Source organism: Flavobacterium sp. I-STPP5a (assembly GCF_009764685.1).
Taxonomy (GTDB): domain Bacteria; phylum Bacteroidota; class Bacteroidia; order Flavobacteriales; family Flavobacteriaceae; genus Flavobacterium.
Genome location: NZ_VHLM01000057.1, coordinates 176,202 through 188,791, shown reverse-complemented (window position 1 = coordinate 188,791; position 12,590 = coordinate 176,202). Strand labels below are relative to the sequence as shown.

Sequence of the window (12,590 nt, the reverse complement as noted above, 5' to 3'; positions counted from 1 at the left end):
TATTAGGTTCTGTAAATATACTACTTTTTTTTTAGGCAGGTTCAATTAATCGGATTTTTTTACTTTACATCGATAAAAATTTACAAAAGCTTTTTTTATCTAATTTTTTTGCTACTTTTGCACCCAAATTAACAATAAATATATTTTTATGAATCATTATGAAACTGTTTTCATTTTAAATCCCGTTTTATCTGAAGTTCAGGTGAAGGAAACAGTAAGCAAATTTGAAGATTTTCTTACTAGTAGAGGTGCTGAAATGGTGTCTAAAGAAGACTGGGGTCTTAAAAAAATGGCTTACGAAATTCAAAACAAGAAAAGTGGTTTTTACCATTTATTCGAGTTCAAAGTAGCTGGTGAGGTTCTTATCGCTTTTGAAACTGAATTTAGACGTGACGAAAGAGTAATGCGTTTCTTGACTGTAAGTCTTGATAAACATGCTATTTCATGGGCTGAGAGAAGAAGAACTAAATTAAAATCTACAAAAGCTTAATTATTATGGCAACATTACAACAATCGGCTTCAGGAAAAAAAGACGGAGATATCAGATATTTAACGCCTTTGAACATAGAAACTAACAAAACTAAAAAGTATTGTCGTTTCAAAAAATCAGGTATCAAGTATATTGATTATAAAGATGCTGATTTCTTATTGAAATTCGTTAACGAGCAAGGTAAAATTTTACCACGTCGTTTAACAGGAACTTCATTAAAATACCAAAGAAAAGTTTCAGTTGCTGTGAAAAGAGCACGTCACATTGCTTTGATGCCTTACGTGGCGGATTTACTTAAATAATATTAAAACTCAGTTGTTGGTTTTCTAATCATGAAACCTAACTTCTATAATAAAGGACAACAACATGGAACTTATTTTAAAACAAGATGTTCAAAATTTAGGATTTAAAGATGATGTAGTAACTGTAAAAAACGGTTATGGTCGTAATTATTTAATTCCACAAGGATTTGCTCAATTAGCTACTTCATCTGCAAAGAAAGTATTAGCTGAAAACTTAAAGCAAAGAGCTCACAAAGAAGCTAAAGTAGTTGCTGATGCAAAAGCATTAGGTGAAGCTTTAAAAGCTATCGAAATTAAAATATTTGCTAAAGCAGGTGGTGAAAAATTATTTGGTTCTATCACTAATATTGACATTGCTGAAGCTTTAGCTAAAGGTGGTCAAACAATTGATAGAAAATTTATCACTAGCGGTATTGTTAAGCGTACTGGTAAATACAATGCAAGTGTTCGTTTACACAGAGATGTTATAGTGGAATTAGACTATGAAATCGTTTCAGAAAAATAAAAATTTCTTAACTTTTTGTTAAAGAATTATTAAAATCACTCTTAGGAGTGATTTTTTTTTGCTTAATTTTACACAACAAATAACACACAATTAAGCAAATGAAAAAAATTATTACACTACTTCTGATTTTTTGTAGTTCTGTTGTCATGATGGCACAAACTACAACATCAAGTATTAAAGGAATTGTAAAAAGTACAGCGGGCGAAGCACTCCCAGGTGCAACTATTCTAGCTATTCACACACCTACAGGATCTAAGTATTCTGGAGTTTCAAATGTAGACGGTAGATACAATATGCTAAATATGCGTATTGGCGGGCCTTACAAAGTTACTATTTCCTTTGTAGGCTATGAATCTCAAGTGTACAATGAAGTATATTTAGAGTTAGGTAAAGCATTAATTTTAGATGCGCAATTAAGTGATGTGAGTCAGCAATTGAGCGAGGTAAAAATTACAGGTTCAAAAAACAAAGTTTTTGGTAATGGAAGAACAGGTGCCGAAACTACTATTGGTAGAAAAGAATTAACGGCATTACCTACTATTTCTAGGTCAGCTGATGATTTTACCCGTTTAGAACCATCTGCAAGTGGAGGTTCTTTTGGAGGGCGTAATGATCAATACAACAGTTATTCTTTAAACGGAGCCGTTTTTAACAATCCTTTCGGATTAGATGCTGCTACTCCTGGAGGACAAACTGGTTCGCAACCTATTTCATTGGATGCAATAGAACAAATTCAGGTGGCTACAGCACCTTATGATGTTACATTATCGGGTTTTACAGGTGCATCTGTAAATGCAGTTACTAAATCAGGTACCAATGAATTTCATGGTACTGCTTATGCTTTCTTTAGAAATCAAGATCTAACAGGAAGTAAAATAAAAGGACAAGATATTTTTGTACCATCTTTAGAACAAACCCAAGCTGGATTTAGCTTTGGAGGTCCAATAGTAAAAGACAAGTTGTTTTTCTTTGCTAATTATGAAATTGACAAGCGTAGTGACTTAGGTTCTAATTTTGTTGCTAATAATGGTGATGGTGTTACGGGTGTAAATGAATCAAGAGTTTTAGAATCTGATTTAGTTGCAGTATCTGCTGCATTGGGTAGATTGGGTTACAATACTGGTGCTTACCAAGGTTTTAAACATAATACCAATTCTAATAAAGGGATTGTAAAATTAGATTGGAACATTAATGACAACAATAAATTAGCTGTTATTTACAACTTTTTGAATGCTGCAAAAGACAAACCTGCTCATCCATCTGCTTTAGGGTTTAGAGGTCCAGATGCAAATACACTTCAATTCGAAAAATCTGGATATCAAATTAACAATGAATTAAGGTCTTTTTTGGTTGAGTTAAACTCCAAAATAAGCGAAACTATTTCTAATAAATTACAAGCAGGTTATACTCATTTTAATGATTTTAGAGATCCTTTTTCTGCTCCCGCACCTGTAATTAATATTCAAAGTAATGGTTCAAATTATATTATTGCTGGTCACGAACCTTTTTCGATCAATAATACTCTAGATCAAAAAGTTCTTCAAATCACAAATAATTTAAGTTATACAGCAGGTAAACATGCTTTTACTTTTGGTGCATCTTTTGAGAAATATCAATTTGAAAATTCATTTAATTTAGGTGGTTATGATCGTTTTGTGTTTCCGTATCGAGGGACTTTTAATATTCCTGGTTTTGGTGGTCCTTATCCAAGTGTTCAATCTTTCTTGGATGATGCTGCGGATCCTAATGGAGTTATAAAACAAAATTTATTATATGCACAAACTACTAATGCAGCTAAGAACAACTTTGAAGTAGGTGCAGATAATGGATGGAAATTAGCTGAGCTTAATGTAGGTCAGGCTGCAGTATATGCTCAAGATGATTGGAATATTACTGATAATTTCAAACTTTCATTAGGATTAAGAGTTGATAAACCGTTGTATTTTGATACTTCTGATTTAATTCAAAAATACATAGACACTCAAAACGGAGCTACAAGAAATAATAGTGTTTTGTATTATAATCCTAAAACGAAGGCTGATGAAACATTAATTTCAACTACATTACCAACAGATAAATTACTTTGGTCACCAAGAATGGGTTTCAATTGGGATGTTAAAGGAGATAAAACTACACAATTGCGTGGTGGTTCAGGTATATTTACTGGAAAATTACCATTTGTATGGTTAGGAAATCAAGTGAGTGGTGCTGATGATGGTTTCTTTCAAATCATGGATAAAAACTTTAAGTGGCCTCAAGTATGGAGATCAAGTTTAGGTTTAGATCACCGTTTCAAAAACAATTATATTGCAACTTTTGATATGTCTTACAACAAAGATATCAACGGTGTTCATGTGCAAAACTGGGGTTTAAGAACTCCATCTGGAATTCTTGCGGGTGTTGATAAAAGAGTAATTTACAATGCTACAGACAAAGGCGCTAATAACGCTTATGTAATGACTAATTCTAATAAAGGATATGTTTTAAACACATCATTTAAGTTGCAAAAAAACTTTGATAACGGTTTATTTGCCAGTTTAGCTTATAATTATTTAATAGCTAAAGATGTAAACTCTATTGAAGCTGAAATCACGGGTGATGCATTTGCATTTAATCCAGCTTTGGGTAATGTAAATGATGCCGTTTTGTCTAATTCAAAATACGGAGATACGCACCGTTTTATTGGTGTAGCATCTAAGAAATGGAAATACGGTTCGAATAACAAGTGGGCAACTACTGTTTCAACATTTTTTGAATATGCACAGGGTGGTCGTTTTAATTATATATATGGAGGTGATATTAACAATGACGGTTCTGTTAATAATGATTTAATTTATGTTCCAACGACGGCTGAAATTGGAGCTATGACATTTAGTGGAGCTGGTCAAGGAGCTGCTTTTGATGCTTTTATCAGTCAAGATAAATATTTAAGTGAAAGAAGAGGTCAATATGCTGAGCGTTATGGAGCATTAGCGCCATGGAGAGGAAAATGGGATATGAAATTAATCCAAGATTATAATTTTAAACCATCTTCAAGTTCAGATAAAACAAATACAATACAGTTTAGTGTTGATATCTTAAATTTTGGAAATTTATTAAATTCTGATTGGGGATTAGTACAAGTTCCTACTAGTATACAACCAATAGGAGTTTCTGTTGATCAAAACACAAAAAGTCCTACTTATACTTTTAATGGAACACAAACTAAAACGTTCAATTACGATGCTAGTTTATTATCAAGATGGCAAGCACAGTTTGGAATTAGATATATTTTCTAGTCTATTTAGAAATTAATTGAAAGCCTTCTTGAAAAAGAAGGCTTTTTTTATGATTTAGTTTTAAATTTGCATTCGCAAAAAAAAGCATTTTTGAATTAAAATTTTAGATTAACAATTATACAATGAAATATACTCGATTGACCAAAGAGCAGTTTGAAGAACTGACACAAGAATTTACAAATTTTTTAGCCACTCAAGCTATTGATAAAGCAGAATGGGATAAAATTAAAGCTGAAAAACCAGAAGTGGCTGAACAAGAATTGGATGTTTTCTCTGATTTGATTTGGGAAGGTGTGCTTTCTAAAGCGACTTATTTAGAACATTTTTCTAAAAATCATATTTTTCTTTTTCATTGTTTTGATACTTATGTACAGTCTATTGTTTTGAAATCTCTAGTTCCGGAAGTTGATTTTTTAACTCGTGAGGGATTGCAATGGCTTAGTGACAATATGTTTACAGATACCATTGAGATGAAAGTAGGTAAAAAAGAATTTACTGAGGAACGCAATTCTTCAATTTTTGAATTGATTCAACAAGGTTCTTTTTTAAGTGACGGTCAATTATACCAACAAATAAATACAATTATAGCTTCTTAAATGTATTGCTGATTCTTTTAAATTGGTTATTTTAGTACCTTATTTCAAGTACTAAGATAGCCAATTTTTATTTCCATGAATATTCAAAATACAATTCAACAACTAAGAGAAGAGTTGCATCAGCATAATTACAATTATTATGTTTTAGATAATCCAGTTATTTCTGACTATGAATTTGATTTAAAATTAAAACAGCTACAAGAACTTGAAAGTAAGCATCCGGAATTTGAAGATAAGAACTCGCCTACACAACGAGTAGGAGGTACAATAACTAAAAATTTTCAAACTGTAGCGCATGAACATCGCATGTACTCTTTAGATAATTCCTATTCTAAAGAAGATCTTATCAATTGGGAAACTCGATTAAAAAAAGTTTTGGGCGATGTTACTATTTCTTATACTTGCGAGTTAAAATATGATGGTGCTTCGATAAGTATTACATATGAAAATGGAAAATTACAAAAAGCAGTTACTCGTGGTGATGGATTTCAAGGGGATGATGTAACACAAAATATTAAAACTATAAAGACGATTCCTTTGCAGCTAAAAGGTAATTATCCTGCAAAATTTGACATTCGGGGAGAAATAATTTTACCATTTGCTGGTTTTGAAAAAATGAACCAGGATTTGATTGAAATTGGTGAAACACCATATTCAAACCCTAGAAATACTGCCTCTGGAAGTTTAAAATTACAAGATAGCGCTCTCGTTGCAAAACGTCCCTTAGATTGTTTGTTGTATTTTATAATAGGTAGTGATTTGCCTTTCGATTCGCAATTTAACAGTTTAAATGTGGCAAGAGAATGGGGTTTTAAAGTGCCCAAAGAAGCTCAATTAGCAAACAATCTAGAAGAAGTTTTTAATTTTATAGCGTATTGGGATGAGCATCGTCATAATTTACCGTATGAAACTGACGGCGTTGTTGTAAAGGTTAATTCTTTTTATTTTCAAGAAGAATTAGGGTATACAGCCAAATCTCCGCGCTGGGCAATAGCGTATAAATTCAAATCAGAGCAGGTTTCTACTCGATTAAACTCGATTTCTTATCAAGTAGGAAGAACTGGATCTATTACTCCAGTTGCAAATTTGTCTCCTGTACAACTGGCAGGAACCGTGGTTAAAAGAGCTTCTCTGCACAATGCAGATCAAATTGAAAAATTAGACATTCGAGTTGGAGACACCGTATTTGTTGAAAAGGGTGGAGAGATTATTCCAAAGATTATTGCAGTTGATTTGAGTTTTAGACCTGAAAATACAACACCAACGGTTTATATTACAGAATGTCCAGAATGTAAAACCGAGTTAATAAAAAATGAAGGAGAAGCCAATCATTACTGTCCTAATTTTTATGGTTGCCCTCCTCAAATTATTGGACGAATACAGCACTTTATATCTAGAAAGGCAATGGATATTGAGGGGTTAGGTGGTGAGACGGTTGCGCTACTTTTCAATAATAATTTGGTTCAAAATTATGCTGATCTTTATGATCTCAAGGTGGAGCAAATTGTTCCCTTGGAGCGTATGGCTCAAAAATCAGCTGAAAATCTTGTAAACGGTGTATCGAATTCAAAAAATATACCTTTTGAAAGAGTCTTATATGCACTTGGGATACGGTATGTGGGAGAAACCGTAGCTAAAAAACTAGCGCTTCATTATAAAAACATAGAGGCTTTACAAATTGCAACAATATCTGATTTAATACAAGTAGATGAAATTGGAGAGCGAATTGCGCAAAGCGTTGTTTTGTTTTTTGAAAATGAAAATAATATTGCAATAATCGATAAGTTAAAAACTGTTGGGGTTCAATTTGAAATTATTCAAAATGTGAATCCAAATGCAACCACAATTTTCTCAGGAAAGATATTTGTTGTTTCGGGTGTTTTTGAAAAATTCTCAAGAGACGAATTAAAAAAAGCGATAGAAGATAATGACGGAAAAGTAGGTAGTTCTATTTCAGCCAAAACAGATTATGTCATTGCGGGCGATAATATGGGTCCGGCAAAACTAGACAAGGCCACAAAGTTAAATGTGTCTATTATTTCTGAAGAAGATTTCATTAATTTGATAAATGAAACTAATGCAACTATTGACTAAGAAATTTAATTTTTTACAGGAGAATACAATTGTTGTTTTGCTTTTTTCTTTTACAATCATTGCAGTTTGGGCAGAAATATGTTCTTTTAAAGCAATTCAGTTTACATTTCGACCTTTGGTAGCATTGCTAATATTCTGTCTTTATTGGAGTACGTCCAAGGAAAGAAGCAGTCTTTTTTTTATAACTACCTTTTTTTTGTTGCTTACCAGTATTTTTATTATTTCGGAATCAAAACTTTTTTTAATATTGGGAGTAGCAGGAATTATGATCCACAGAACAGTACTTATTTTTTACATTATAAAGTTAAATAAGGTCAGGGATTTTATTCCAATACTAATAGCATTATTTCCTTTTATATTTATTTTTTCATATTTATTGTCTATTTCGGATGGAATTCCACATGGAAGTTATTACCCTTTGTTACTACAAAATATATTAGTATCAATTCTTGGAGGAGTAGTTTTGTCGAATTATTTTATGAATGAAACTACAAGTACACCTTGGCTGTCAATCTTTGGAGTGCTATCGATAGGATTGTATTTTACTGTTTTTATCGAGAAAGTTTTTTTAAATAACCTGCCATCAACTTATTTTAAACCATTAGGAATGGTTTTGTATGTAACAAGTTATTATGCTTTTTACAAATTTGTAATTGACACTGAGAGTTTTAATCGTGAGTCGACAGCAGATGAAGAATAGGCAAGTGACTTTTTCGCGCCGTGCAAAAAAGTCATCATTGGAAAATGATATTTTGCTGTTGAAGGCAAATCGATTATAGTTACACTATAATCGATTTACCTTCAACAGCTTTAGTTTTATTGTTGTCTACATAAAAATCAATTCTACCTAAATTGATTCCGTAACATCCCACTTGATTTACTAATACATCTTTTCCTAGTTTGTTTTTTACCACCGAAGGTTTGTCTAAAAATGTATGGGTATGTCCTCCTATAATCAAGTCAATATCTTGAGTAAGTTCGGCAAGTTTCAAATCACAAATTTTGTTTGGTTCGTCTTTGTATTTATATCCTAAATGAGACAAACAAATCACAATATCGCATTTGTTTTCTTGTTTTAAAATTCGAACCATGTCTTGAGTAATTTCTAGAGGATCATTGTAAACGGTTTCTTTATACATTCCTTTGTCTACTAGCCCTGCAAGTTCAATCCCGAGTCCAAAAACTCCAACTTTAATGCCGTTTTTATTAAAAATCTTGAATGGTTTTACAAATCCATCCATAACTGTATTTTTAAAATCATAATTGGCCGAAAGAAATTCAAATTTTGCGTGATGCATTTGAGCTCTAAGTCCATCAACGCCATTGTCAAAATCATGATTTCCTATGGTTGAGGCGTCATATTGCATCATACTCATTAATTTGAACTCTAGTTCCCCTCCGTAGTAGTTAAAATAAGGTGTGCCTTGAAAAATATCACCAGCATCAAGGAGAAGTACATTCGGATTTTCTTTTCTAATGCTTTCAATAAGAGCAGCTCTTCGTGCTACTCCGCCCATATTAGCATTACGAGGATGATCAGCAGGAAATGGATCTATATAACTATGAACATCATTAGTGTGTAAAATGGTAAGCTGTTTTGCTGTGGTTGTATCAAAACTACTTAGTGATAAACCTAAACTCAATAATGCTGATCCTGCAGCGGTTTTTTCTATAAATTCTCTTCTTTTCATCGTGTATATTTTGTCTAATTGATTTTCTTAAAAATGAATTAGGATTGCTTTTGATTTTTTTGCTGTATACGCAGGTGCGTTTTTCCAAAAAAGATATTGTTATCTAGTATCTATTTTAATATCATTAATAAAATTAGATGTTACTTTTCTTCAGTAATTCTAACATCATCAATCACAGGTATGGTGTCAACCTCCTTAAAATAATCTATCAAGATATTTCTTAGTTTGTATTCTAAATCAAACTTTTGAATTCCTTTCTTAAAAAAGTTCATGTTATCACCACCATTAGCAAGATAATCATTGGTTCCTACATAATAAGTGGTGTTTGCATCTAAAGGATTTCCTTGAACCATTATGTTTTTAGGATTGTTATTAGCATCAATAGTAAAAGTTATTCCAGCCAATGGATGTGGTTTTTTTTCAGCAATAAAATAAGCAACCAGCTCCAGTATTTGTTCTCCTTTTAATGCAATAACAACTAGACTGTTTTCAAAAGGCATGATTTCAAATGCTGTTCTTGCTGTCACGTTCCCTTTAGGTAATATAGACCTTATTCCGCCGCTATTTAAAATACAAATATCTATTTTCTTTTTTTCTCTGGCTTTAAAAACAATATCTCCGCGTAACAAAGTCACATCAGCCATTAGATTCCCAATTTTTGTTTGCCATTTTCCATTGCTTTTATCCAATGTTTCTGGGCAATAGGCAAGTACGCTGTCAAGATCTTTGTTGATGTGCTCTCTATAAGGTTTGACAAAATTTTCTATTTCAAGGTTTGTCCCCTGTTTATCTGTTACTGCGACTCTTTTACTTTCAATTTTAGTAATAGTGTAACTTTGTTTACTGCAGGATGCAATAAAAAAAAATGTTAAGAATATAACAAAAAGTTTAGAAACATCGTTATACTTTTTTAGATTTACCATTTTAAATGCGACTTTATTAATTAATTTTGTAATCAGGTAAAAGTAATATGTTTTTGAATCACATTAAAAATTTTTGGGTAAAAAAAACATTAAATAAAAAATTACAAAGTTCAGCTGTTTTAGTAGTCCCTTCATCGGTAAAAACTATTGGAGTTCTGGTTGATGGAGTTGGTTTTACAAGAACAAAACTTTTGATAAAGGAACTTGTGTTGGGAGGGATTCTTCCTGAAAATATAGCTGTTCTTCAACTTAAGAAAGATTCGGTCAATCAAATTAAAGATGAGTTTCCGTATCTCGAATATGCTCATTTACAATGGGACGGAGGATTTAGTGGTGTTGCTCCAAAAGAGTTTTTAAGTAAAAAGTATGATGTGTTAATAAGTTATTATGATCTAGAAGAGACTATTTTAATGCAACTTACACATTTAACAAAGGCTGGTTTTAAAGTAGGTTTTGCATCAGTTGATACTCGTTTACATCATTTTACCTTACAAACCACTCTTGAAAATCATGTCGTTTTTGTAAAAGAGTTTTTTAAAATTTTAAAATTACTAAATATAATATAATACTATGCAATCATTAATAGGTACAGGTGTTGCTCTTGTAACCCCTTTTAAAAGCGATTTTTCAATAGATGTTGATGCTTTAAAAAGAATAGTAAATTACTCCATTGAAGGTGGGATAGAATATCTTGTAGTATTAGGTACTACTGCAGAGAATGCTACCTTATCACAAGAAGAAAAAGAACTTGTTATTGCAACAGTTATTGAAGCAAACAATGGTGTATTGCCTCTTGTTTTAGGTGTTGGAGGAAATAATACGGCAAAGGTTGTTGCAGAGTTAGAGACTAGAGATTTATCAGCATTTACGGCAATTTTATCTGTATCTCCGTATTATAATAAGCCAACTCAAGAAGGAATTTATCAGCATTTTAAAGCAGTTGCGGAGGCTTCTCCGATACCTGTAATTTTGTATAATGTTCCAGGAAGAACAGCTAGTAATATGCTACCAAGCACCGTATTGCGTTTAGCACATGAATTTAAAAATGTAGTAGCTATAAAAGAGGCAGCTGGTGATTTAGTGCAAGCCATGCAATTGATACAGAATAAACCCTCGGACTTTTTAGTGATTTCAGGAGATGATATGATTGCTTTACCAATGGTCTTGGCTGGAGGAGCAGGTGTAATTTCTGTAATTGGTCAAGGTTTTCCAAGGGAGTTTTCAAATATGATTCGACTTGGTTTAGAACGTAAAGTTGACCAGGCTTTTAAAACCCAATATCTACTTGCTGATAGTATTGATATGATTTTTGAACAAGGAAATCCGGCGGGTATCAAACAAATTTTTCAGTCGTTGGGTATCGCAACCAATACAGTAAGATTACCATTAGTAACTGTAGACGAATCATTAGAAAAAAGAATTGATACATTTGTAAAAAAAATCCACGGATAGATTTTTGAAATATATTTTTTTAACAAAAAAAATATATTTTGTATTCGCTTAATTAATGCCTAAATTTGCCACCGAAACTCCGGAATGATAGGTAGGTTTTTGTAGCTTGCAAATCATTATAAAATATGAAAATGAAAAAAATAATATATCTCGTTTTAACTGTTGCCTTACTCAGCTCTTGTAATGAATATCAAAAAGCATTAAAATCTGATGATGTTGCTGTGAAATTTGAAATGGGAACCAAGTTATATGATGCTGGTAAATATGCCAAAGCATTAAGGATTTTTGAACAAATAGCGCCTGCATACAGAGGAAAACCGCAAGCTGAAAAACTATTTTTTATGTTTTCGCAGTCCTATTATAAAACAAAGCAATATTACTTAGCAGGGTATCAGTTTGATAGTTTTGTTTCTGGTTATCCAAAAAGTGAAAAACTGGAAGAGGCGGCTTATTTAGGAGCTAAAAGTTATTCTATGTTATCTCCTGTTTATAGTTTGGATCAAACCGATACTAACAAGGCATTAGATAAACTTCAAAATTTTATAGATGCATATCCAAATTCTCAATATGCAAAGGATGCTAATTTAGCCGTAAAAGCTTTAAGTGAAAAAGTGGAGAAAAAAGTATATGAAAACGCAAAGGGGTATCACACCATATCTGATTACAAATCAGCTATAGTGGCCCTAGAAAATTTTATAGTTGATTATCCAGGTACCAAATACAAAGAGGACGCATTGTTTTTTAAGTTTGATTCAGCCTATCAACTAGCCATTAACAGTATTCCATCAAAAATGCAAGAGAGGTTGAATGTTGCTAAAGTTGCTCAAGCTAACTTGGTGAAGTTTAACCCAGAATCAAAATATAAAAAACAAGCTAACGAAATGTTAGTGAGAATTGAAAAAGAGTTACAAAATTTTACTAAATAAATAAAGTCATGGATTTAAAAAAGACGAATGCTCCTGTAAATACAATTACATACAATAAAACTGTAATTGAAGAACCAACGGGTAACGTATATGAAGCAATAACGATTATGGCTAAAAGAGCAAATCAAATCAATTCTGAAATTAAAAAAGAATTGACTGAGAAATTAGAAGAGTTTGCTACTTATAACGATAGTCTTGAGGAAGTCTTTGAAAATAAAGAACAAATTGAAGTTTCTAAATTTTATGAAAAATTACCTAAACCGCATGCTTTAGCAGTACAAGAATGGTTAGATGGTAAAATATATCATAGAGATTCAAATAAATAATTAGTAC

13 protein-coding genes are annotated in these 12,590 nt (G+C 32.0%); 11 read left to right on the top strand and 2 right to left on the bottom strand.

Features of this window, described 5'->3' with window-relative positions:
• Nucleotides 1–148 precede the first annotated feature (148 nt).
• From rpsF to FJV36_RS11370, 7 genes are all read left to right on the top strand, one after another.
• Complete coding sequence (gene rpsF, locus FJV36_RS11400) at nt 149–490, top strand: 30S ribosomal protein S6 (RefSeq protein WP_035671622.1); 342 nt, start codon at nt 149–151, stop codon at nt 488–490.
• A 5-nt stretch (nt 491–495) separates the two neighbouring features.
• Nucleotides 496–792: a 30S ribosomal protein S18 gene (rpsR, locus tag FJV36_RS11395; protein WP_086454224.1), complete on the top strand. Its 297-nt coding sequence runs from the start codon at nt 496–498 to the stop codon at nt 790–792.
• A gap of 64 nt (nt 793–856) precedes the next feature.
• Nucleotides 857–1,297 carry a 50S ribosomal protein L9 gene (gene rplI / locus FJV36_RS11390; protein ID WP_158729976.1) on the top strand — a complete coding sequence of 147 codons (441 nt, stop codon included), beginning with the start codon at nt 857–859 and terminating at the stop codon, nt 1,295–1,297.
• A 98-nt stretch (nt 1,298–1,395) separates the two neighbouring features.
• Nucleotides 1,396–4,575 carry a carboxypeptidase regulatory-like domain-containing protein gene (locus FJV36_RS11385; RefSeq protein ID WP_158729975.1) on the top strand — a complete coding sequence of 1,060 codons (3,180 nt, stop codon included), beginning with the start codon at nt 1,396–1,398 and terminating at the stop codon, nt 4,573–4,575.
• Between the two features lie 122 nt (nt 4,576–4,697).
• A complete protein-coding gene (locus tag FJV36_RS11380; RefSeq protein WP_158729974.1) occupies nt 4,698–5,171 on the top strand; it encodes a DUF6495 family protein in 474 nt (157 codons plus the stop codon).
• A 75-nt stretch (nt 5,172–5,246) separates the two neighbouring features.
• Nucleotides 5,247–7,265 (top strand): NAD-dependent DNA ligase LigA, encoded by a 2,019-nt coding sequence (gene ligA, locus FJV36_RS11375; protein ID WP_158729973.1) that lies wholly within the window; start codon nt 5,247–5,249, stop codon nt 7,263–7,265.
• Nucleotides 7,266–7,512: 247 nt separating this feature from the next.
• Nucleotides 7,513–7,965 carry a hypothetical protein gene (locus FJV36_RS11370; protein WP_158981114.1) on the top strand — a complete coding sequence of 151 codons (453 nt, stop codon included), beginning with the start codon at nt 7,513–7,515 and terminating at the stop codon, nt 7,963–7,965.
• Nucleotides 7,966–8,044: 79 nt separating this feature from the next.
• Here FJV36_RS11370 and FJV36_RS11365 read toward each other — a convergent pair whose 3' ends face one another.
• Nucleotides 8,045–8,956 (bottom strand): bifunctional UDP-sugar hydrolase/5'-nucleotidase, encoded by a 912-nt coding sequence (locus FJV36_RS11365; protein WP_158729971.1) that lies wholly within the window; start codon nt 8,954–8,956, stop codon nt 8,045–8,047.
• Between the two features lie 140 nt (nt 8,957–9,096).
• Entirely contained in the window at nt 9,097–9,879 is a 783-nt protein-coding gene (locus FJV36_RS11360) for a 5'-nucleotidase C-terminal domain-containing protein (RefSeq protein ID WP_158729970.1), read from the bottom strand.
• Between the two features lie 53 nt (nt 9,880–9,932).
• Here FJV36_RS11360 and FJV36_RS11355 point away from each other — a divergent pair, with 53 nt between their 5' ends.
• From FJV36_RS11355 to FJV36_RS11340, 4 genes are all read left to right on the top strand, one after another.
• A complete protein-coding gene (locus FJV36_RS11355) occupies nt 9,933–10,445 on the top strand; it encodes a hypothetical protein (protein WP_158729969.1) in 513 nt (170 codons plus the stop codon).
• Nucleotides 10,446–10,449: 4 nt separating this feature from the next.
• Nucleotides 10,450–11,331, top strand: coding sequence for a 4-hydroxy-tetrahydrodipicolinate synthase (dapA, locus tag FJV36_RS11350; RefSeq protein WP_158729968.1), 882 nt, complete (start codon nt 10,450–10,452; stop codon nt 11,329–11,331).
• A 131-nt stretch (nt 11,332–11,462) separates the two neighbouring features.
• Nucleotides 11,463–12,257: an outer membrane protein assembly factor BamD gene (locus FJV36_RS11345; RefSeq protein WP_158729967.1), complete on the top strand. Its 795-nt coding sequence runs from the start codon at nt 11,463–11,465 to the stop codon at nt 12,255–12,257.
• Nucleotides 12,258–12,265: 8 nt separating this feature from the next.
• Nucleotides 12,266–12,583, top strand: a complete 318-nt coding sequence (locus tag FJV36_RS11340; RefSeq protein WP_026709525.1) for a DNA-directed RNA polymerase subunit omega — start codon at nt 12,266–12,268, stop codon at nt 12,581–12,583.
• Nucleotides 12,584–12,590 lie beyond the last annotated feature (7 nt).